We start from the raw sequence: 21,742 nt of genomic DNA on the forward strand, positions 1-21,742 counted from the left end.
ATGTCAGCAGACCCCTTCGATTAACATGGATGAAGATTATGTTTGAAAAAGTAGTTGCCGCTCCGGCCGACCCTATTCTTGGACTGACTGAAGAGTTTAAAAAAGATGCTCGCGCTGAAAAAATTAACCTAGGCGTTGGTATTTACAAGAACGAACAAGGCGAAACCCCTGTTCTTGCGACTGTTAAAAAAGCCGAAGCCGCACTGATTGAAACTGAAAAAACCAAATCTTACCTAACAATCGAAGGTACAGCAGAATACGGTCTAGCAGTGCAAAAGCTGCTTTTCGGCGCAGATGCTGAAATCGTTGCTGGTAAGCGTGCTAAAACAGCACAAGCACCAGGTGGTACAGGCGCTCTGCGCGTTGCTGGCGAGTTCATCAAGCGTCAACTTGGCGAAGTGAAGATCTGGATCAGCAACCCAACGTGGGCAAACCACAACGGTGTATTCACTGCTGCTGGCATTGAAACCGCACAATACAGCTACTACAACGCTGAAACAAAAGACAAAGACTTTGATGCGATGCTGACAGATCTGCAAGCTGCATCAGAAGGCGATGTCGTTCTTCTGCACGGCTGCTGCCACAACCCTACTGGTATCGATCCAACGCCAGAAGAGTGGGAAACACTGGCTAAGCTAGTAGCAGACAAGAAACTGCTTCCTCTATTTGACTTTGCATACCAAGGTTTTGCAAAAGGTGTAGAAGAAGACGCGGCTGGCCTACGTATTTTCGCGAAATACAACAAAGAAATCCTAGTGGCGAGCTCTTTCTCTAAGAACTTCGGTCTTTACAATGAGCGTGTAGGTGCGTTCACTCTAGTTGCCGAATCAGAAGAAGTAGCGACAACTGCATTCTCGCAAGTGAAAGCGATCATTCGCTCTATCTACTCTAACCCGCCAGCTCACGGCAGTGCCGTTGTGACTCACATTCTTGGCGATGCAGAATTGCGCGCAGAATGGGAAGCTGAAGTAGCAGAAATGCGTGACCGTATCCAAGAGATGCGTGAACTGTTCGTTGCAACTCTGAAAGCAGAAGGCGTAGACGCGGACTTCAGCTTCATCGAGCGCCAAAACGGTATGTTCTCGTTCTCTGGTCTATCTAAAGAACAGGTGAACCGTCTGAAGGAAGAGTTTGCAATCTACATTGTTGGCTCTGGCCGTATCAGCGTAGCAGGCATGACGAAGTCAAACATGGGTCCTCTATGTAAAGGTATCGCTGCGGTTCTATAATCGTCCTCTAGCGAAAACCGCTTAAAAAGAGAAAAGGTCAGCAATTGCTGACCTTTTTAGTTTCTGCTGTTTTGTTTAAAACACCGCGATAGAAATCGCGATGTTTTTATCTTCTGCTACTAGTAAATAAACTTGAAGCTAATGCCTACTTCATTGATATGATCAGAAGGTTGGCCTTCATAATCCGTATCGCGGAATTGGTAGTAAAGTCCAGTACCGATAACATGATGCCACTGGTAGTTGAAGCCAATTTTGTAGTTGTTCTCGTCAACAATATCGCTGCGGTTTAAATGTACTTCCGCCGTAGCCATTAGCTTCTCGCTGAATAGATAATTCGCACCGATGGTGACACCTTGAATAAACTCGCTGTCAGATGAAATGGTGCGGTCTGTGTTGTCATCCGTTGCTTTCGCTTTGATTGCACCAAGGCCATAAATACCGTACACATCAAGCTGCTCATTGATGCCATAACGATAACCACCACCAAACATCAAACGGTCAATGCGCAAAGTGAAATCGTCTGGGTGGAAAAATTGTGCGGAATAATCCACATTGAGTAGCCAGTTATCACGAATCAAATAATTGCCGCCCAACCCGAGCGTCGTGGCGTTGGAATTATCTAGCCATTCTTCGTTTGTGGTTCCGGCACCGACATCTAAATTGATGTGCTCGTAACCAAACTTTTCTGCTTGTTCTGCTTCTGAGGCAACGCTCATTATTGGTAATGCTACAAGAGGTGCAGCGAGTAATAGTCTTACCATTCTACTTCCTTCCATGAGTGTCATCCAAAACTCTTCTATAAACGCCATTGTATTGATTTAATTCGGCATCTTGATGACAGCGTAGCCGAATTAATTAGGATTTGCCGTGCGACTTGTCTGAATCTTATCATTGCGCACGAAAAACAGTGATCCGATAAGATTCTGTTTTAAAACTAAGTTAAGATTACCCTATCACTTGCAAACCAAAAGGCACCTTAATGGAAGCAGAACTTCTCGAGATATATAACTTTCTCGCCAAGTATCCCCCATTCAACGAGCTTCCGGAAGAAACGCTCACCAAAGTGACAGAGAACATCGAAATCTCTTACTACCGTCAAGACACTCCTATCATTCATTTCGGCGATCAGATCCACGATCTTTACATGGTTCGCAGCGGTGTAGTTGAAGTGTATCGACGTAAAGGTGAACTGTATAACCGGCTCGACGAAGGCGACCTTTTTGGTCAGATGGGTCTTCTTACCAACAACAAAGTTCGCTTCCCTGTAAAAGCGATTGAAGACTCCCTACTCTACTGCATTCCTCAAGATATCTTCCAAGAACTGTACGATAACTTCGATTCATTCGCAGATTTTGTTGAAGTAGAAAACAGTGCTCGTTTGCGCCAAGCGGTTTCAGAGAACAACGATGCAAACGATCTAACGACCTCGAAAGTAAAAACACTCCTGACACGTGATGCGCCAACCATCGAACGCGGCCAAACGATTCAAGAAGCCGCACAATTAATGGCACAAGATAATGTGTCATCACTGCTGATCGTTGACCCTGATTTTGTGCTCGACGAAGACGACCCACAATCCCCTGTCGTCGGCATTATCACCGACCGCGATTTGTGTACCCGCGTCTTGGCAGAAGGTTTGTCGCCTCTCGATGAAGTATCAACGGTCATGACGACCGAGGTTATCTCACTCGATCACAACGCTTACGTTTATGAAGCGATGCTAACCATGCTTCGTTACAACGTTCACCACTTGCCGGTTGTAAAAGATCAAATGCCTATTGGCATCATCGAAGCGACGGACATTGTTCGTTACGAATCGCAAAACTCACTGTTGCTAGTAAGTAGTATCTTCCAACAACAAACCATCGAAGATTTGGCCATTGTCGCTGACGAAGTGAAAAGCAGTTTTGTTCGTCTGGTTAACGAAGACGCCAACTCTCACATGGTCGGCAGCGCGATGTCGGTCATTGGCCGAAGCTTCAAACAACGCCTGCTCGAAATGGCAGAAGAAGAATTGGGCCCACCGCCAATCCCTTATTGTTTCCTAGCCCTTGGTTCTATGGGCCGTGATGAGCAGCTATTGGTCACAGACCAAGACAACGCCATCATTCTTGACGATACCTATCAAGAGGAAAAACACGGGAAATACTTCGAGGCACTCGCACAATACGTTAGTGATGGTTTGAACGTGTGTGGCTACAAATATTGTACCGGTGACATCATGGCGACCAACCCAGAGTGGCGCATGACACGTTCAGAATGGGAAGCGTGCTTCGCCGATTGGATTGATGATCCGAATCCAAAAGCCTTGCTCAATGCGTCTATCTTCTTCGATTTGGATGGCGTTTATGGGCGTTTAAAATGGGCAGAACAATTGACGAGTTTCATTGTTCGACGCGCACGTAAGAACAACCGCTTCCTAGCGTGCTTGGCTCGCAACGCGTTGAACCGAACCCCACCACTGGGCTTCTTTAAAGACTTTGTGATGGAAAAAGATGGCCAGCACAAAAACTCGATCAACTTGAAACGTCGTGGCACAGCTCCTCTTGTGGACTTAATACGCGTTCACTCGTTGGCGGTGGGATCACGCGCTCAGAACTCATTTGAACGACTCGATGACATTATTGATGCGGGCATTTTGCCGAAAGGCCGTGCTCAGGATTTGAAAGACGCGATGGAGTTCATCTCTATGGTGCGTATCCGTCACCAAGCGATCGATGTTGAATTGGGTATTGAACCAGATAACAACATTGAGCCTGAAAATCTGTCGGACTTCGAACGCCGCAACCTAAAAGATGCGTTCCAGATCCTCAGCAATGGTCAGAACTTCCTTAAGTTCCGTTATCAGGCCAGCAACAAGTTTAAGTGAGGCGTGGAATGATAAAAAAGTTGTTTCAAAAGCCGACCATTCAATGGCATACCAAGTTTCAACACAAGTTGGAGCAAGCGAAAGATGATCGGTTAATTGCCTTTTATGGAAAGGCGTTACCCGCGCCGGAAACCCCGTTGTCCCAAGTGGAATTCGTGGCACTCGATTTCGAAACGACGGGCTTAAATCCGCAGAAAAATGGCATCATCACCATAGGTTTGGTGCCTTTTAATCTCAATCGAATTTTCTTGCGCCAAGCGAAGCACTGGAAAGTACGCCCACAAGAAAAACTCGATGAGGAATCGGTCATCATTCACGGTATCACTCATAGTGAATTGATTGACGCTCCAGATTTGGGTGAGATTCTCGGACCATTACTTGAAAGCTTGGCGGGAAAGATTGTCGTGGTGCATTATCGCCGTATTGAAAGAGAGTTTCTCGCTCAAGCGCTGCGTACTCGTATCGGTGAAGGCATTGAGTTCCCTGTGCTGGATACGTTGCAAATTGAAGAGGACATTCAACAAAGAACATCTGGTGGTTTGTGGAATAAGCTCAAGGGTAATAAGCCGAAATCCTTACGTTTAGCACAATCACGACGTCGTTATGGCCTCCCGGATTACACGCCACACCATGCGTTAACGGATGCCATTGCCACCGCTGAATTACTTCAAGCGCAAATTGCCCACCACTACAGTGAAGAACAACCAATCAGTAGCCTGTGGCTGTAGCGAGAAGCGAAAATATTATCTCTAGATAAAACAAAAAGGAGCCAATTGGCTCCTTTTCTCTTTTCATTAAACACGAATAACAGCGCTTAACTAGCACTCTAAGCTTATAGCTTGAAGCGTTTGATCTCTTGCTCTAGCTCGTGAGAAAGCTCAGACAAATGCGCCGCTTGCTCTGCTGCTTGGTGCGCTTCAACAGAAAGCTCGTTAGACACATCACGAATGCCTTCAGTGTTACGAGTGATTTCTGTTGTCACAGACGCTTGCTCTTCCGCTGCAGACGCAATTTGCGTCGCCATGTCGCTGATGCGCTCTACCGCTGAGTGAATTTGAGTAAGGCTCACTGCAGCTGAGTTTGCATCATCAACACTGGTGTCTGCTAGACGACGACTGTCATCCATAATACCGACCGCTTTCGCTGTTGTGCCTTGTAGCATCTCAATCGTTTCTTGAATCTCTTGAGTAGAAGCATGAGTACGTTGGCTCAGAACACGAACTTCATCCGCAACTACAGCAAAACCACGACCCTGCTCACCTGCACGCGCCGCTTCGATAGCTGCGTTTAGTGCTAGTAGGTTAGTTTGCTCTGCAATGCCTTGGATAGTCGAAAGAATGGTGTTGATTGCGTTACCGTGTGCTTCTAGCTCTTGGATCACGTTGGTTGCTACTTGTACTTCTTGCGCTAGGTTTTGGATAGAACCTTGCGTTTGAGTCACTTGGCCAGAACCGTGAACACATGCTTGAACCGCTTCTTCAGAGCTTGATGCTGTATTATCTGCGTTACCTGCAATCTCTTGCGTCGCTGCTGCCATTTCGTTAACAGCCGTCGCGACCATGTTGATTTCGTCTTGCTGGTAAGAAATGCGCTGGCTACGCTCTTCAGCTTGTTGAGCCGTTGTGCGTGCTTGCTCAGAAAGTGCCGATGAAACATGGCTTAACTTGGTGACCATCGTGTGCATATTGCCCACAAAGCGGTTGAAGTTGTCTGCCAGTTTACCCACTTCATCATCACTGCGTGGTTCAAGACGCTGCGTTAGGTCACCTTCACCCGATGCAATCTCTTCAAGCGCTTGTGATACTCGGCCAAGGTCGCGGAACAAGAAGCCCACTAGCCAAGATACGGCCACAATCACCACGATCGTAATCAGTACCGCAGTAATCAGCATTTCACGCAGTAGTTGCGCGTGGCTTGCTTCTTCTGTTGCGCGGTCCATTTCAATCGCGAACATCCAGTTTGTGCCAGGTACTTTACTGAAGTAATAAAGCTTATCTTTGCCCTGAATGGTTGCCGTTTCAATTGAACCCGTGTTTGCTGCACGTTCAATAGAATCTTTGGTAAATTCTTTAGATAGGTCAGTGATTGGCTTAAGCGTTAAGCTTTTGTTTGGATGCGCAAGGAAAGTTCCGTCATTCATATCGATCAGCATTGCGTGCGCATTTTCGCCCGCATCTAAGCTGATAACGTCATTGATCAACTGATCAATCAGTACGTCAGCACCAACAACACCAACAAACTTACCGTTTTTCATTACAGGTTCTGCAATGGTAACCAGTAGCGCGTTAGTGATCGCATCTTGGTAAGCTTCAGTGATGATCTGCTTACCTGCTGCATTTGCATCTTTGTACCAAGGGCGAGTACGAGGATCATAGTCTGCACGGTTACGTTCTGGATGAGAACGGTACATGCCACCTTCCGGAGTACCTAGGAAGATATCGTCAAAGCCCCCCGCTTTGCGCGCTTGTTGTAAGAAAGGCACCACGTCTTGCTCTGTTGAGTAGTCGTTGAAAGCCGTTGCAATGTCTTTGCGAATCGCAACCCAGTCAGAAATACCTTCTGATGCTGCGTTACTTAGGCTTTGTGCTCGTGAATAGACACCTGAACGCGTCTGATCAAACAATTGACCAGCCGACAGCCAAGTCAGTGCTGTTGCCATCACTACAACAGCAGATAGGCTTGCGCCAATTAGCTTTTGTTTTAATGATAATTTCATAATTATTATAAGAGGTTGGGAGAACAGTTAAGGTGGCTGAATATTACACATTTCTGACAAAGTAATCACGAAGATTATTCACAAAATTAAGACAATAACCTGTTGTAAAATAAAGAATTTACCTCGTCATTTTTTTGGCAAGCGTCAGAAAAATCGCACAAAAAAAGCCAGCATTCCGCTGGCTTTTTAACTCATTAATATCTAACGATATTTATAAATCACATCAATTACTGACGTTCTGTTCTCATACCCATCAATAGGCTGACACACATTGCAAGCAATACGAATGTGAACGGTAACGCGGTAGAGATAGCACCGGCTTGCAATGCTTGAACCGCTTCTGAACCACCAATCCACAATAGTGCAACCGCAATCGCACCTTCCATAAACGCCCAGAATACACGTTGTAGAACTGGCGCATCCACTTTACCACCAGCAGTAATACTGTCGATAACCAGTGAGCCAGAGTCCGATGAAGTGATGAAGAATACCAATACCAACACAACGGCAATGATAGACAGCATGTTACCGAATGGCAGAACATCAAACATTTGGAACATCGCTAGAGATACGTCAGTTAGACCGTTTGCACCTAGCTCACCCACATTGTTGATCACTTGATCGATAGCTAGGCCACCGAATACTGACATCCAAATTAGTGTTACCGCTGTAGGAACAATCAGTACCGCCGTGATGAATTCACGAACCGTACGGCCGCGAGATACGCGAGCGATGAACATACCTACGAATGGTGACCATGAAATCCACCAAGCCCAGTAGAACACTGTCCAACCTTGGAACCAAGCTTCGTCAGTACGACCAAACGGGTTGCTCAGTGGAACCAAGTTTTCTATGTACGCCATAAAGGTGGTAGGAATTGAACCTAAGCTCACAGCCCAACCAATCAAACCCACAAGGATAAGCAGTAGGAATGCAATAACCATGTTGATGTTACTGATGACCTTTACACCGCCATCAATACCACGGATTACCGAAACAACCGCAAGTAATGTCACAATCGTAATAACGACGATCTGTAGGCCTAGACCCGGCTCCACACCAAACACGTGGTGAATACCACTCGCTGCTTGTTGTGCACCAAGACCTAGCGAGGTTGCAAGACCAAATAGCGTTGCTAGTACTGCAAGGATATCAACAATATGACCAGCCCATCCCCACGCGCGATCGCCCAACAATGGGTAGAAGATCGAACGCATAGAAAGCGGAAGGCCTTTGTTGTAAGTAAAGAAAGCTAATGAAAGTGCTACGACACCGTAGATTGCCCATGGGTGTAGACCCCAGTGGAACATTGTCGCGCCCAGTGCAAGCTTTGCAGCCTCTGGGGTATTGGCTTCAACACCGAGAGGCGTTTCGTACCAACCAGTGAAGTAAGCTACAGGCTCTGCCACACTCCAGAACATCAAACCGATACCCATGCCTGCCGCGAATAACATCGCAAGCCAAGACATGAATGAGTAATCCGCTACCGCATCTTTACCACCAAGGCGGATCTTACCCATTGGTGACACAATCAAAGCTAAACAGAAGATTACAAAGATGTTGCCTGAAAGGATGAACAGCCAGTCAAATGAGCTAATGATTTTTAGCTTAATGCCATCCAACGCTGTTTTTGCGGTATGTGCATCAAGCACCAACGCCGCGATAAGAAATAGTGCAATGAAACCAGCACTGATACCAAAAACAGGATTATGTACGTCAAAACCCCATTTCTGGACGTTGTCTTGACCAACCGTATAGTCGGTACTGTCGATACTGTACTTATCTATACCTTTTGTCATTGTTCCTCTCTTTTGTGTTCTAGTTTTTCGGCAGCAAACCAAAAATTCATTCGAACACGATACATTTTATTTTCCATGAAAGTGGAAGATCCTACCATTTGAGGCGTTTTTGTCTATCTTTTGCTGATAAAAAATCCAATAACTTACTTTTCAATCAGAAAAATCCACCAAAAAAAGCGAAAACAACCACGACAATAATTAGACCACAAACATTTATTACTATAATAATTCTAGCCGTTACTTTTTTACCCGCCGAATACCCTTAAAAACAATAAGGAGAGCCAAGGCAAATAATTGAAAATTGGTGTCGCGATCCCTAACTAAGCCCTTTTAATAACAACGCTTTTGAGTTAGTGTCGCCTCGTTACATGATCCCTTAATGACTGGATTACGAAATTGGAAAAGTACGAAGAAGTCTTGGTCTCGATTCGTCAGATCATCCGCGCTATTGATTTACATTCAAAGAAGTTGAGCAAAGAGTCTGGTTTGACGGCTCCTCAGCTGATTCTAATGCGTGCTATTAGTGAACTTGATAATGTCACTATCAAGCAATTGTCTAGCCATACCAACATGAGTCAGGCAACGGCTACGACTATCCTTGACCGTTTAGAGCGCAATCAACTTGTCGAACGACGCCGCAGCGTAGAAGACAAGCGTAAAGTTCATGCTGTCTTGACGGAAAAAGGCCAAGAAGCGCTTAAACAAGCTCCGACGCCATTGCAAGAGCACTTCATCAGTCGCTTCCAAAAGCTTGAAGAGTGGGAACAAAGCTTGCTGCTATCTTCTGTTCAGCGCATCTCTACCATGATGAACGCAGAAGACATCGATGTTGCGCCAATGCTTGAACTAGGCAGCATCACTAAACCAGAATAAGCTTCTCTGTGCGCTCATGACTCCCATCGTGATGAGCGCGTTTGCCCTTCTCTTACTCTATCAATCCTGTTTCAAACGCATATTTCGCTAACTCAGCGGTCGAATGTAAGTCCAGCTTGTGTTTGATGTTGTGACGATGCGTTTCCACCGTTCGATAACTGATATCCAAAAGCGTAGCAATCTTTTTACTACTATTCCCCTGTGCGACTAATTTAAGTACCGCTTCTTCGCGGCGACTCAGTGGATTTGGCTTTTGTGCCGCAGGTACAACATCTTGAGTAAACAGTGTTTGGGTGACGGATTCACAAAAATACGTCGAACCTTGATTCACGGTCTTAATCGCTTGAACCATCTTGTCGGCTGAGATTTCTTTCAACATATAACCAACCGCTCCGGCTTGCATCACCTTCATGATGTACTCGCGATTATCGTGCATAGTCAGCATCAGAATTTTACTTTCCGGGCGTTCTTCTTTAATCACGCCTGTCGCCTCTATCCCATTCATAATGGGCATGCTGATATCCATTAAGATGACATCCGGGTTGAGCACTTTTGACACTTCAATGGCCTCAAGCCCATTGCTTGCGGTGCCGATCACATCAATGTCAGGTTCCAATTCCAGACGCGCCATAAACCCATCCAGTACAACCTGATGATCGTCCACAATCACCACACTAATTGGTTTATCCATAAACTAATCCATCCAAATCTAACAATACGGTGATTTCCGTTCCCAACCCTGGTTCGCTCATCAATTCAAACTCACCGCCAATAAACTCGACACGCTCACGCATGTTACGCAGACCAATCCCTTGGCGATGTACCGATTGATTGACCATAAAGCCAATACCATCGTCCCGTATCAGTAATTGCAGCATATTGCCCATTTTTTGCAAAATAACAGTGACCTTTTTTGCCTTGGCGTGTTTTTCAATATTGTTCAACGATTCCTGAGCCACACGATATAACGTGGTCGCCACTTCCGATTTCAGCTTAACCTGCCCAGTATCGAAATGACTGTCGATGTCCATACCAGAATGGGAATGAAAGTCCTGCAATAACGTAGAAAGCGCCGCCTCTAAGCCGATGTCATCCAAGGCGCTCGGGCGTAGTTGATGGGAAATATGACGCACTTCGTTAATTGCGGTGATCAGCGAACGCTGAGATTTGTCGAGATGGGATTTGAGCTTTTCATCTTCAATACGATGCCCCATCAAATCAAGATGGCATTTGCTTGAAACCAGCAATTGATTGATACCATCATGCAGCTCTCTGGCTAGGTGCTTTTTCTCATCCTCTTGGAACATCACCGTTTTGTGCGCCAGTTCTTTAAGGTTTTTATCCGCTAAGCGATGTTCATGGAGGTTGATAGCGAGGGTTAAAACAATGATCACGGCGACCGTCACGACCAAAATCACAACTACGGTAAAGAAAGTCGTTTCGATATTCTGATTCACCGCCGCGCGCATGTTGGCAACTTCACGGCTCACGTCCTCTATGTACAATCCCGTTCCAATCATCCAATCCCACTTATCAAGCCATGCCGCGTAGCTTAATTTAGGCACGACTTCACCTGTGGAGGGCTTCTGCCAAAGATATTGATGGAAACCGCCCCCAAGTTGAGCTTGATAAAGTAACGCCTCAATCAGGTGATCGCCGTTTTCATCTTGAATGTGAAGTAAGTTCTGCCCCACGAGATCAGGCAGAATCGGATGGACTAAATTAGTACCGTGTTTATCGTAAGCGAAGAAGTAACCATCTGAGCCATAGCGAAGGCGGTTCAGGATGGCTTTTACACGTTCTTTGGCAACATGCTCGTCGATAGTAGAGTCGTTATAGATGTGAGAAATCGCATCGAAAGCCAGATCAACGGTATCTTTCAATGCCACTTCTTTCGATTGGATCAGACTTTGGTGAAAGATCTCCACTTCACGTTGACCCAACGTTTTCGCTTGGTAGATGGAAATCCAACTGATGCTTGCTGACACCAACACCACAGGGATCAATGCCAGCAAGATTAATTTGGCTTTGAGAGGCATCCCTTTCCTCCAATGAAACGCTGATTAGCTTAATAACTAATCAGCTTAACAACTTGTCTCAAAAGGTAAAAACTCTCAGGTCACAAAAACCTCGTTCCCCGATGACATCATGGTTTTTATGACATGCCGTAAAAGCCTGGGAAGAACAACAGGGAAGCCAGAACCACTATTTGAATCGCGATAAATGGCATAACGCCTCGATAGATATCACGAGTTGTCACACCCGTTGGTGCTACACCTTTCAAATAGAACAAGCTAAACCCAAATGGTGGTGTGAGGAATGAGGTTTGTAGGTTCATGGCAATCAAAATCGCAAACCACGTCATGTTGATGCCCATTAACTCGGCTACAGGCGCAATGATCGGCACGATGATGAAACAGATTTCTACAAAGTCGATAAAGAAACCGAGAATAAGAATCACCAACATGGTAATGATCAAAAAGCCCCACTTCTCACCCGGAAGCTCTAGCATCCACTCTTCTACCAAGTAGTCGCCGCCCGTGTACGTAAATGCCATCGAGAATGCCGTTGCACCGAGTAGAATCGCGAAAACCATCGCTGTGACTTTTACCGTCTCTTTTGAGGCTTCATACACCATTGACCAACTGAACTGTTTGTAAAGTAGCGAAAGTACTATCGCACCAGCACCGCCTAGCGCCGCTGATTCGGTCGGCGTGGCAATACCAGCAAAGATAGAACCCAAAACCACAATGATCAGTGCTAAAGGTGGCAAAACGGCTTTAAGCGCGGTAATCACCTCTTCCTTACGGCTGATGGATTCATCACGTTCGATAGGTTGAGCCGCCTCAGGGTTGAGCTTGGCGTAAATCAAAATATAGATAACATACGCACCAACCAGCATTAAACCCGGCCAAACCGCAGCTTGGAAAAGGTCTCCGACTGGAACCCCCAACACATCACCAAGAAGAATTAAAACAATAGAAGGTGGAATGATTTGTCCAAGCGTGCCTGACGCACAAATGGTGCCGCATGCCAAACCTTTGTCGTAGTTGTACTTAAGCATCACTGGCAAAGAGATCAACCCCATTGCCACTACTGATGCACCAACCACGCCCGTCGAGGCCGCAAGCAGCGCACCAACCAAAACCGTTGAGATAGCGATACCGCCACGAATACCACCAAACAAACGCCCCATCGACTCAAGCAACTGCTCCGCCAATCGGGTCTTTTGTAAAACCAACCCCATGAAGACAAACAGTGGTACTGCCATCAATACCGTGTTTTCCATGATGGATTGAATGCGATATGGCATGAAAGCAAACATCTCGATGCCTTCTGCCCATACGCCGAAAATTAATGCAATGCCGCCAAAGGTAAAGGCAACAGGGAAACCGAGTAGTAACGCAAACAGCGCTACAAAAAACATCACTATACCGATCATGCTGACTTCCTTTTACGACTTACCGTTGTTACCGGCATAGATAAGATGAGGGTTAACAATTTTATTGATGGAATGAAGCAGTAAGCCCATACCACTGATCGCCATAAACAAGAATGAGAGTGGAATCATGGCTTTTATGATCCATCGATATGGTAAGCCACCAGGGTCTCCAGACGTTTCTCCAAGAGCGTAGCTCTCTTTGGCAAAATCGATACCGAACCAAGCAACCAATAGGCAGAATGGGAAAAGAAAAAGTAACGTGCCTAAGATATCGATGATGGATTGCGCTTTATACGATAAGCGCTCATAGAAAATGTCGACTCGAACGTGACCACCGGATTTAATCGCGTATGGCACGCCCAATAAAAATACAGCGGAAAATAGATGCCACTCCATTTCTTGGAAGGCGATGGATACGTCATTAAACACGTAGCGCATAACAACGTCGTACACCACGTTCGCCAACAACAAAATAAATAGGATGCTGGATAACCACCCCAGAAAATCACCGAAGCGGTTAAAGATTCGCTCAATATAAATAAGGCTTCTCATTCCGAACTCCATGGAACGTGTGGGATTGGCTCCGCTGGTTCGCGGAGCACTTGTTATAGTCTTCTCTGAGAGAAGTTTTTCTTGGGCTTCTTTTGCTGGCTAAATCACTCGAACTAGCCAGCATGTCGAAGTTATTGCTGAGCTTGGCTGTTTAGGTAAGCTCGGTGTGAGATATCAGACCAAGGACGCACTTGCTCGATGTAGCTTGCTTGAGATTCTTGAATCTCTTTCGCTAGCGCATCTTTTTCTGCGTGCTGTTTCAGTAGACGTTCGTTCGCTTCACGTAGCGCTGAAATAACTTCAGGTGGGAAGTCTTTTACTTGAACATCAGGGTATTCTGATTGAATTGATGCCCAGTTCTTACCACTCTCGTGCTTAGACTGAGTGTACATGTCGTACGCGGCGGCTTTCATCGCCACTTGAAGAATCGCTTTCAGATCATCTGGTAGACGTTCCCAAGTACGCTTGTTCACTAGGAACTGCAGCTCAGTGCCCGGCTCATGCCAACCTGTGTAGTAGTAAGGCGCAATTTTGTGGAAGCCCATACGCAGATCAAGAGAAGGGCCTACCCACTCCAATGCATCAATCGTACGACGCTCTAGCGAGGTGTATAGTTCGCCCGGTGCAATGTTGGTTGGCTTCGCACCTAGCTCAGCAAGGATTTCACCTGCGAAGCCTGGGATACGCATTTTCAGACCTTGTAGGTCATCGACTGATTTGATTTCTTTCTGGAACCACCCACCCATTTGGGTATCCGTGTTACCACCAGGGAAAGATAGTAGGTTGTGCGGGGAGTAAACTTTTTCCATCAACTCCATACCACCACCGTAGTAGAACCATGCGTATTGTTCTGTTGGCAACATACCGAAAGGCATAGAGGTAAAGTAAAGGGTGTTTGGTACTTTGCCTTTCCAGTAGTAAGACGCCGAGTGACCCATGTCGTATTGACCGGATTTCACCATATCAAACACACCAAGTGGTGCTTTGTGTTTATTTGCAGAGTCAATGCGGATTTGTAAGCGTCCGTTTGACATTTCTTCCGCCATTTTTGCCATGTTCTTTGTTGCGTCACCAAAGATAGGGAAGTTTGGCCCCCACGTCTCCGCTAGTTTGAGGCGGTATACTTTGTCATCAGCAGCATGAGCAGAAGTTGCTACGAATGCCATCGTCGCGACAATTGCTGTCGCCTTGAGCACTCGTTTCAGAGATTTTTGGATAAGACTCATCGTTCACGTCCTTTGTCACCAAGGTTATTGTTGTCATCCATTACATAAGGATTCGCTATAGAAGATGGGACATTACATGGAAGTAAGAAATGGGCATGAACACGCAACAAAAATGCACTTAAACGCGAGCCTTAGCCATTAGTATTACGTGGTTATACGTAGTCATTTTAATATCAAATTACAGGAATTTTTATTATTCATATAGTTAACAGACAAGCCGTCACATCATAATCTGATAAAGCACGTACGTAGTTGACTGCGAAAGAATTTACACAGTATTTAATAAAATGTGACAAATGACGGAATTGTATAGTTAGAATACTCAGTTAGAAATGAGCGAAAAGCGTTTTTTGGGGCAAAAAAATACCCCGACTGGAGTCGAGGTATTCAATTAAGAAACAGAATTACAGCGGTAATTAAACTGCTTTATAGATAACTTTGTTACCTGCTAACTGCTCTTTTTGAACTAGGTTTTCTTCAAGAAGCTTCTTCAGTGCGCCAGTAGCCCATGATGCCGCTTTAGTGTCTTCTTGACCTGCAGCTAGACCAATACCTTTAGGGTTGATACCTTCAGCATTTGCTACAACGATATCTAGAACTTGTTGTTGCTTAGGAGTTAGTGCAACCTCAACAGTTTTCGCTGCAGCTACTTTCTTCTCAGCTACTGCTTTCTCAGCAACAGGTTTTGCCGCTTTTGGTGCCGCAGCTACGTTTGCTACTGTCGCTTTAATGCGTTTTTGCAGTTTCATCTGCACTTTACGCTTATGAGCAAGTCTCATTGAATATTTCTCCAGTTCACTGCATCTCAGCAGGGATGAAAATTTGAAGCGCGTTTTATACCAAAATTCATCAGCGATTTGTAGGTTTTAGCGGCGAAACGCGATGAAAAATGCGCTCACTGCATAGAACGTCTACTATTTAATCAGATAAATTGTGAACGGATTTATTGAATACTGGGTATAAAAACAGAGGTTCTTTGTTCGTGATAGGCAATTAAGTGAATATCGAGAAACATGTGTCTCAACGCCATTGTTCATTGAGGTTGAAAGCATGGAAACGCTGCATCTAAGTAACTCACATTTCAAATCCGACTCCCCCATCAACAAACTGATCATGTTTATGGTCGTCACCATCACCATGTTTCTGGTTTTGATTGCGCCGGGATGGAAACAAGCGATGTTGTCGGTCGTACTGATGGCCATCATCGTTGGCTTTGCCATCCTCATGATAAAAAAGAGCCAAGTCTCCTTCACCCTTACCGCCTCCCACTTTCAACAACACCTCTTTAAAGGCGGTTGGGTGGTACGCTGGAAAGATATTGACTCCATCGGCATTTGCACATACGAACAAGAAGGCTGGCACCAACCGCTTCCTTGGATAGGGATCCGGTTGAAGCATTACTCCCCTTACCTCAACGCCATTTGTCCACGTATCGCGACAGAAATTTTGCTTGGGCAAAGAGCCCTGCTTTATTTGGGAGCAAGACAAAATAATTGCGAAACAAAGTTTGAAGACATGGTGTTAGACCCCGCTCCTTACATCAATAAAGAAGGGATGCACTATGAGGGCCTACAAGCGATGCTAGCGAATAGAATGAAATATCAAAGACGATTTTATGGCTACGACGTGTTTATCTCAGCCAGTGATTTGGATAGAGAAGCGGAAGAGTTTGTGGGATTGGCTCGACGTTACCTAGCGGCCGCCGAGCCAGATGCTTAATTCAAAGACGCCTTAGTAAAGCGGCATTTCGTCAGCAACGAACGGGTTTGTTTTGCGCTCGTGACCAAATGTCGACTGTGGACCATGACCTGGTACGAAAGTAACATCGTTGCCGAGCGGCCATAACTTCTCTTTGATCGAGCTAATCAGCGTGTTGAAGTCACCTTGTGGGAAATCTGTGCGACCAACGCTACCGTTAAACAGAACGTCGCCGACAAACGCCAAGCGTGCTTCTTCGCTGTAAAGCACTACGTGACCCGGTGTATGGCCCGGAGTGTGAATCACGTTTAGGGTTTGATTACCAAAAGTGACCTTGTCACCTTCATTTAGCCATTGATGCGGTTCAAACGCTTCAGTCAGTGGGAAACCAAACATTTGGCTCTGACCTTCTAAACCTTGCAACCAGAAGTTATCTGCCTTGTGAGGGCCAACAATCTCAGTACCACCTAACAGTGCAGACAGTGGCTCTGTACCACCAACGTGGTCCAAGTGGCCGTGTGTTAGCACTAGGTTTACTACTTCAACACCCAGTTCTTTGATCAGCATTGCGAGTTGCTTTTCATCACCACCTGGATCAACCACAATGCCTTTCATGGTTTCGTCACACCAGACGATAGAACAGTTTTGAGAGAAAGATGTTACTGGAACAACTTGGTATTTCAGAGCCATAGATAACCTATACCGAATAAATTTGCATGAAAACTGCCGCAACTATGACACTAAGCCCTAGTGACTTCAAGCTTTGTACCATGGGGAATAGACGACGTTCTGAGACGAGAAACTCTGTCTCAACTTGGCACTACCAAGAACGAACAGCACCCGTATCGATATGAACAAAGTTACTGCGTGGATAATAACCCACACCACCGGCTTTTAGGCTTAATGCCGCATCTCGAACCGTTGAAAGCTTCACGCCATCTAAACGGAAATCAATCGCCTTTCCTTCCATGTGCATGCTCTTTTTCGCCACACCTGAAGAACCATTACGCAGTGATGCGTTAGTCAATGGAGAGCGGTAGCCAGAGATCACAATCACCTCTGCTTCTGTACCAATCAACTTTTGGATTTGACTGATTTGATCGAACAGACGTCGATCCATTGGATGAACTTCATTACGGCGATGATCACGACAAAACTGATCAAGACGCTTCAGCTCTTCGTCGACATAATTTGTGCCATTAAAGTAGCACGACTCCAACAACTCACCAGTATTGAGGTTATTCATCGCGAGAACACGAGGTTCATCAGGCAGAGATGCCCAAGACATACTTGGCATTGCTGAAGCAACAACGACACCACCAGCGGTCATTTTAAGAAAATCACGACGGGAAAAATTACGACTTACCATGAAAATACTGCTCAATTACTGTACGAGCAGCGGACATTACCGAAACCAATTTAACGCGTCAAATGCATAAATCGGTCCGGCTTGTCGTTTTTAGGCTGGTTTTTCTGTTTACTTATTGAACAGAAAACAGATTTTATGAATTGTAAATTTTTTTAAATTGAGAACGAATCTCACCCTTGATCATCGTATTGATAAATATCATCACGGTAGTACAAGGTGCCCTCTTCTAACCATGCGGTTTGATAGATGATATGCACTTGAATTCGTTCACTAAGCGGTACTGAGGTGTTAGAGCGACGACCATTTTGACGCTTCTTCGCTAGCCTTTCTTCCAGACCTTGAGTCTTGAAGAGTAACTCCGCCAATTGGTCAGCATGTTCGACACGAACGCAACCAGAACTGAACGCTCGACGATCTTGATTAAACAGGTTTTTACTTGGTGTGTCGTGCAAGTAGATCGCTTGTGGATTCGGCATATTGAATTTATACAGACCCAAAGCATTGTGTGAACCGGATGACTGTCTCATACGATATGGGAAAGTTCTTGGGTTCACGGTAGCCCAGTTGATGGTTGTTGGATCAATGATCTCGCGTGATGTCCAAGAACGAATAATCTGGATGTTGTGTTGCATCAGATACATCGGATTGCGTTTCACCTTTGGAATGATGTCTTTCACCATGATCTTCCACGGCACATTCCAAGTAGGGTTTAAGATCACTGAGTCCAATGTACCTGTCATGATTGGCGTTTTGCGTGATGCTTTCCCTACAACGACTTTAGATTCAAACAACGGCTGCCCATCATGCCAATAAGTCACTTCATATCCGGGAACGTTAACGAATACCACGTTGTCACGCTCTTTTGCCCAAATACGAGAACGCTCTGCGTTCAAGGCTAATGAGTGCAAACGTTGCTGTGGTGAGAAGTTAATCCAGCGAATCGTATTGGGACCGATGATGCCATCTTGTTTCAAGCCATGAATACGTTGGAACTCCATCACCGCTAACTCTAGGTTTTCATCATAGAGTGTGGTTTCAGTATCCAAATGCCCAACATCAACACCTACAATCTGCATTCGAGCAATCATACTGGCTTTGTCAAACAACTCATCCCCAACTCGGGCTAAGCGTTGATCTTGTTGATAAAGAGGGAACTCAAACTTAGCGTAAGTCGACAAAGATGCATACGCAGTATTGAACGATTCGTCCATTTGCAAAGGTGAGCGCAACTCAGCAAGGAACTCGTCTAACTTTCCGACTGTGATTTCATTACTCAGTAACGAGAGCGTCTCAATACTCGGCGCAGGGAAGCTAACATTACCTTTGTTCGCAAATAACCAATTGATGCCCTCTGCTGGAACCTGCTCTAGGTACGAAAGATACATGAGCAGTGAGTCACTCATTACAAGATCGAAATCAAGCTTGTCGCCTTGTTCACGCACTTGTTCTATGCGGCGCAGTTGGTTGTCAAACTCTTGAGTCACGTCTGCTAATGCAACGAGCTTAAGCTGAAAAAGGAGTTGTTCTACATCGTTTTCGTTTTCCCAGTTCAAACGATAATTAGTGCTTTGATACAGTTGATCAACTACATCTGGGTAATGGATCATTTTTTCTACAGACAGCTGATCAACCGCCCCCTCTTGCTCTGTTTGTGCAGAAGCATCGAGAGAAACTACTGTTGAAAAGCTGCAAAACGGCACCAAAAGTGCCGTTATCATTAGGAGTCTAGCAATCACTGAAACGATCCTTCCGTTACATGCCATAAAAAAAGTATGGCAAATATCTCACGGGTTGCAGCTTTAAAATTAAGAATCTGAAGACGAAAACGACAACAAAATTCTCAATAAGTGCTTACTCAATGATCTTTCTAGATAATTCTCGACCAATGGTTATCCCATTGCACACCGCTTGCGAAGGTATTTTTTGACTCTTCAGGCCTTTGTTCGACCACTTTTCCCGCGCCAGAACTGACTCGGAATTCATCACCGTAGATCACAACACCAGAGGCGTCTGGTAACGCACTTAGCTCTACCAATTTGCCAGTAGATTTAGACCATATACCATAACAACTGCCCGGAGGCGAAGTGGCTAAGATCCATTCATCGGTTGCTGCAATACTCGCAACGTAGTGATTGAAACGCGCCCACTCTTCAGGTTCAGCTTGAAGATCTTGCATTTCACCACCACGCGTGTGCATGGCAATCAAGGCTGGATACTCGTCCGGCTCACCACGATATTGCTGACCACAAAGCACGGTTTCCGCACCATCATGGGCTAAGTGGCGAATACTCAACTTATGATCCGGTAAAGACACTTGATCCAGTAGCTCCCCTTCCTGTGAAAGGTAACTCAGGCTCGGTCTCATGCTATCAAGATTGAGAGGTTCACGGCCATTAGTGTGTACGCCACCGACGCCAATCGCCAATGCGCCATCAGGCATCATGATCACTTCATGAGGGCCAAGGCCAAAGCCTGTTAACTCATCGATTTTTTGATATTGCTTCTGCACATCATAAACACCAATGATCCCACGACTTGTCCCCCTCTCCCCTTCTGTGGCAAATAGCAACGTGCCATCATGGGAGTAAACGCCATGCCCATAGAAATGGCGATTTGGTTTTGCCAACTGCAGTTTGATCATCTGCTCTGAGCGATAATCAAACACCATGAAGAAAGTACCTGGTCGACGACCAAAGACTACGGCGTGGCCTTGTAGGTTTGTTGCCACACCGTGACCACGCTCAGGAATCGGCAATGAAGATAGCGGTATACCATGCTCATCTGCCACCACCGCGGCGTATTTATCTCGGCCAATGATAGAGCAGCCGATCAACGCAGGCTCACGTGAGATTGTTGAAGCACAACCAAATGGCATCATAGGTGTAGCCGCCCCAAATAGAGCGGCTTTCAGTAAGTTTCGGCGGGTTTGATCAGTCACCATCGGGTGCATTAAATCCTATAACCACGCCAAGCTCGATCGCCACCTCTTCGTGAATCAGGTACTTCAATTGCTCTAGCTTATTATATTGAGCGAGCACCATACGATAGCCTTCTTTTGTTTGTAGTGCAGCAAACAAGCTCTTATCTTCTGGCCAAGTTTCTAACGCCATTTCGAACTGATGAACAACACGGTCTGCGAGATCTGCATGGCCTTGCTCTCTAAGTAGCGCATCTAGACCATTTCCGTTAGCAAAGTACAACGCTTCCATCCCTTGAAGGTTGGCTTTTAGGTTCGAAAGTGAGGTTTCTGAACGCCACGATTCTGAGAAATACGGGCGAGGCTTACCAATCTTCGCTAGCGGTCGGCTCAACTTCTTCATGCTGTATTCAAGCTGATTCGAAAGCAGTGAAATGTACTCAGATTCCCATTCCGTCATCTCCAGCGATTTCCAAGGGTTCTCTGCCCAAGAATCCGCGATGATCTGCGCTTTATTATCAAGGTTTTCTGCAATAGAAACGCCTGTCGCACAGGTATTGCTGTTACTAGATAAGGTCGACGCTTTATCGTAAAGCAGCCATTCCAGTGCCCCTAAACCTTGCACGGTGACACTTTGGGTGGAAATATCTTCTGCACTCCAAGCTTGATCAGATTTCGTTAGTACAGACATTTTACGACCAGTGGTGTTCTTTTTATCTGGCCAAAACTGAACATTCCAGCTTTGCTCCAACGCCGTAGCAGGGCCACGTTCTTGACCTTGTAATGCCATCCACGCAAGCATAGTTTGATGCCATTGCTGCTTTACTTGTGCATCATCTTTCGACTCTGATGCACAGTAATCCGCGAAGCGTTGTTCAAGTTCTGTGGTTTGCGCTAAAAACGTCTGCGCTGATTGAAACTCGACCTCGTACACGCTTTGAGAAATATGGCTTGTACTCTCAGGCTTGGCAGAGCTCGAACCGACGGTCGATTGGCAACCAACCAAACTTAACGTTGCGGCAATCGCACTCACTAATAGTGTTTTTTTCATG

At 45.6% G+C, this 21,742-nt stretch carries 19 protein-coding genes; 5 read left to right on the plus strand and 14 right to left on the minus strand.

Translation table 11 applies throughout. The annotated features are described in order from the left end of the window. The first annotated feature begins 38 nt into the window (after positions 1-38). On the plus strand, positions 39-1,229 hold the full coding sequence (locus ATB78_RS18690) for an amino acid aminotransferase (protein ID WP_009706876.1): 1,191 nt from the start codon (positions 39-41) through the stop codon (positions 1,227-1,229). A 119-nt stretch (positions 1,230-1,348) separates the two neighbouring features. Here the strand turns inward: ATB78_RS18690 and ATB78_RS18695 are convergent, their stop codons facing one another. Beyond that, complete coding sequence (locus ATB78_RS18695; RefSeq protein WP_009706877.1) at positions 1,349-1,990, minus strand: outer membrane beta-barrel protein; 642 nt, start codon at positions 1,988-1,990, stop codon at positions 1,349-1,351. A 218-nt stretch (positions 1,991-2,208) separates the two neighbouring features. Here ATB78_RS18695 and ATB78_RS18700 point away from each other — a divergent pair, with 218 nt between their 5' ends. Beyond that, entirely contained in the window at positions 2,209-4,098 is a 1,890-nt protein-coding gene (locus ATB78_RS18700) for a DUF294 nucleotidyltransferase-like domain-containing protein (RefSeq protein WP_005438856.1), read from the plus strand. A gap of 8 nt (positions 4,099-4,106) precedes the next feature. Continuing rightward, positions 4,107-4,826 (plus strand): 3'-5' exonuclease, encoded by a 720-nt coding sequence (locus tag ATB78_RS18705; protein ID WP_020196947.1) that lies wholly within the window; start codon positions 4,107-4,109, stop codon positions 4,824-4,826. Between the two features lie 104 nt (positions 4,827-4,930). Here ATB78_RS18705 and ATB78_RS18710 read toward each other — a convergent pair whose 3' ends face one another. Beyond that, on the minus strand, positions 4,931-6,814 hold the full coding sequence (locus ATB78_RS18710; RefSeq protein ID WP_005438860.1) for a methyl-accepting chemotaxis protein: 1,884 nt from the start codon (positions 6,812-6,814) through the stop codon (positions 4,931-4,933). A 227-nt stretch (positions 6,815-7,041) separates the two neighbouring features. After that, complete coding sequence (locus tag ATB78_RS18715; RefSeq protein ID WP_005438862.1) at positions 7,042-8,613, minus strand: BCCT family transporter; 1,572 nt, start codon at positions 8,611-8,613, stop codon at positions 7,042-7,044. 396 nt (positions 8,614-9,009) lie between these two features. On the opposite strand from ATB78_RS18715, the gene cosR reads away from it, so the two are divergent. Next, positions 9,010-9,486, plus strand: coding sequence for a MarR family transcriptional regulator CosR (cosR, locus tag ATB78_RS18720; protein ID WP_005438864.1), 477 nt, complete (start codon positions 9,010-9,012; stop codon positions 9,484-9,486). Positions 9,487-9,538: 52 nt separating this feature from the next. Here the strand turns inward: cosR and ATB78_RS18725 are convergent, their stop codons facing one another. From ATB78_RS18725 to ATB78_RS18750, 6 genes are all read right to left on the minus strand, one after another. Continuing rightward, positions 9,539-10,177 carry a response regulator transcription factor gene (locus tag ATB78_RS18725; RefSeq protein WP_009706881.1) on the minus strand — a complete coding sequence of 213 codons (639 nt, stop codon included), beginning with the start codon at positions 10,175-10,177 and terminating at the stop codon, positions 9,539-9,541. After that, positions 10,170-11,525: a cache domain-containing protein gene (locus tag ATB78_RS18730; RefSeq protein ID WP_045480922.1), complete on the minus strand. Its 1,356-nt coding sequence runs from the start codon at positions 11,523-11,525 to the stop codon at positions 10,170-10,172. The genes ATB78_RS18725 and ATB78_RS18730 overlap by 8 nt, the downstream gene beginning before the upstream one ends. Positions 11,526-11,641: 116 nt before the next feature. Then, the gene (locus ATB78_RS18735) at positions 11,642-12,928 is read right to left on the minus strand and encodes a TRAP transporter large permease subunit (RefSeq protein ID WP_005438870.1); all 1,287 of its coding nucleotides are present in this window, start codon (positions 12,926-12,928) and stop codon (positions 11,642-11,644) included. A 12-nt stretch (positions 12,929-12,940) separates the two neighbouring features. Beyond that, entirely contained in the window at positions 12,941-13,480 is a 540-nt protein-coding gene (locus tag ATB78_RS18740) for a TRAP transporter small permease subunit (protein WP_009706883.1), read from the minus strand. Between the two features lie 131 nt (positions 13,481-13,611). Beyond that, a complete protein-coding gene (locus tag ATB78_RS18745; protein ID WP_061009834.1) occupies positions 13,612-14,706 on the minus strand; it encodes a TRAP transporter substrate-binding protein in 1,095 nt (364 codons plus the stop codon). Positions 14,707-15,122: 416 nt separating this feature from the next. Continuing rightward, positions 15,123-15,485, minus strand: a complete 363-nt coding sequence (locus ATB78_RS18750; RefSeq protein ID WP_005438876.1) for a hypothetical protein — start codon at positions 15,483-15,485, stop codon at positions 15,123-15,125. A 271-nt stretch (positions 15,486-15,756) separates the two neighbouring features. Between ATB78_RS18750 and ATB78_RS18755 the strand changes: the two genes are divergently transcribed. Then, a complete protein-coding gene (locus tag ATB78_RS18755; RefSeq protein ID WP_061009836.1) occupies positions 15,757-16,425 on the plus strand; it encodes a DUF2982 domain-containing protein in 669 nt (222 codons plus the stop codon). A gap of 12 nt (positions 16,426-16,437) precedes the next feature. On the opposite strand, the gene ATB78_RS18760 is transcribed toward ATB78_RS18755, so the two are convergent. The 5 genes from ATB78_RS18760 to ATB78_RS18780 all read right to left on the minus strand — a co-directional run bounded on the left by ATB78_RS18760 (position 16,438) and on the right by ATB78_RS18780 (position 21,741). After that, the gene (locus ATB78_RS18760; protein WP_005430620.1) at positions 16,438-17,094 is read right to left on the minus strand and encodes an MBL fold metallo-hydrolase; all 657 of its coding nucleotides are present in this window, start codon (positions 17,092-17,094) and stop codon (positions 16,438-16,440) included. Positions 17,095-17,224: 130 nt separating this feature from the next. Next, a complete protein-coding gene (locus ATB78_RS18765) occupies positions 17,225-17,773 on the minus strand; it encodes a DUF882 domain-containing protein (RefSeq protein ID WP_038895173.1) in 549 nt (182 codons plus the stop codon). 170 nt (positions 17,774-17,943) lie between these two features. Then, positions 17,944-19,536: a L,D-transpeptidase family protein gene (locus ATB78_RS18770; protein ID WP_061009837.1), complete on the minus strand. Its 1,593-nt coding sequence runs from the start codon at positions 19,534-19,536 to the stop codon at positions 17,944-17,946. Between the two features lie 104 nt (positions 19,537-19,640). Further along, positions 19,641-20,723, minus strand: coding sequence for a DUF1513 domain-containing protein (locus ATB78_RS18775; protein ID WP_061009839.1), 1,083 nt, complete (start codon positions 20,721-20,723; stop codon positions 19,641-19,643). After that, positions 20,704-21,741, minus strand: coding sequence for an imelysin family protein (locus ATB78_RS18780; protein WP_061009842.1), 1,038 nt, complete (start codon positions 21,739-21,741; stop codon positions 20,704-20,706). The genes ATB78_RS18775 and ATB78_RS18780 overlap by 20 nt, the downstream gene beginning before the upstream one ends. Position 21,742: the final 1 nt, after the last annotated feature.

It is taken from the genome of Vibrio sp. CUB2, from assembly GCF_001557945.1.
Classification (GTDB): domain Bacteria; phylum Pseudomonadota; class Gammaproteobacteria; order Enterobacterales; family Vibrionaceae; genus Vibrio; species Vibrio owensii.

What these genes read in the sequence shown, in the direction of transcription:
- ATB78_RS18690 (WP_009706876.1), top strand. Translation starts at nt 39, where the DNA reads ATGTTTGAAAAAGTAGTTGCCGCTCCGGCCGACCCTATTCTTGGACTG.
- ATB78_RS18695 (WP_009706877.1), bottom strand. Translation starts at nt 1,990, where the DNA reads ATGGTAAGACTATTACTCGCTGCACCTCTTGTAGCATTACCAATAATG.
- ATB78_RS18700 (WP_005438856.1), top strand. Translation starts at nt 2,209, where the DNA reads ATGGAAGCAGAACTTCTCGAGATATATAACTTTCTCGCCAAGTATCCC.
- ATB78_RS18705 (WP_020196947.1), top strand. Translation starts at nt 4,107, where the DNA reads ATGATAAAAAAGTTGTTTCAAAAGCCGACCATTCAATGGCATACCAAG.
- ATB78_RS18710 (WP_005438860.1), bottom strand. Translation starts at nt 6,814, where the DNA reads ATGAAATTATCATTAAAACAAAAGCTAATTGGCGCAAGCCTATCTGCT.
- ATB78_RS18715 (WP_005438862.1), bottom strand. Translation starts at nt 8,613, where the DNA reads ATGACAAAAGGTATAGATAAGTACAGTATCGACAGTACCGACTATACG.
- ATB78_RS18725 (WP_009706881.1), bottom strand. Translation starts at nt 10,177, where the DNA reads ATGGATAAACCAATTAGTGTGGTGATTGTGGACGATCATCAGGTTGTA.
- ATB78_RS18730 (WP_045480922.1), bottom strand. Translation starts at nt 11,525, where the DNA reads ATGCCTCTCAAAGCCAAATTAATCTTGCTGGCATTGATCCCTGTGGTG.
- ATB78_RS18735 (WP_005438870.1), bottom strand. Translation starts at nt 12,928, where the DNA reads ATGATCGGTATAGTGATGTTTTTTGTAGCGCTGTTTGCGTTACTACTC.
- ATB78_RS18740 (WP_009706883.1), bottom strand. Translation starts at nt 13,480, where the DNA reads ATGAGAAGCCTTATTTATATTGAGCGAATCTTTAACCGCTTCGGTGAT.
- ATB78_RS18745 (WP_061009834.1), bottom strand. Translation starts at nt 14,706, where the DNA reads ATGAGTCTTATCCAAAAATCTCTGAAACGAGTGCTCAAGGCGACAGCA.
- ATB78_RS18750 (WP_005438876.1), bottom strand. Translation starts at nt 15,485, where the DNA reads ATGAGACTTGCTCATAAGCGTAAAGTGCAGATGAAACTGCAAAAACGC.
- ATB78_RS18755 (WP_061009836.1), top strand. Translation starts at nt 15,757, where the DNA reads ATGGAAACGCTGCATCTAAGTAACTCACATTTCAAATCCGACTCCCCC.
- ATB78_RS18760 (WP_005430620.1), bottom strand. Translation starts at nt 17,094, where the DNA reads ATGGCTCTGAAATACCAAGTTGTTCCAGTAACATCTTTCTCTCAAAAC.
- ATB78_RS18765 (WP_038895173.1), bottom strand. Translation starts at nt 17,773, where the DNA reads ATGGTAAGTCGTAATTTTTCCCGTCGTGATTTTCTTAAAATGACCGCT.
- ATB78_RS18770 (WP_061009837.1), bottom strand. Translation starts at nt 19,536, where the DNA reads ATGGCATGTAACGGAAGGATCGTTTCAGTGATTGCTAGACTCCTAATG.
- ATB78_RS18775 (WP_061009839.1), bottom strand. Translation starts at nt 20,723, where the DNA reads ATGCACCCGATGGTGACTGATCAAACCCGCCGAAACTTACTGAAAGCC.
- ATB78_RS18780 (WP_061009842.1), bottom strand. Translation starts at nt 21,741, where the DNA reads ATGAAAAAAACACTATTAGTGAGTGCGATTGCCGCAACGTTAAGTTTG.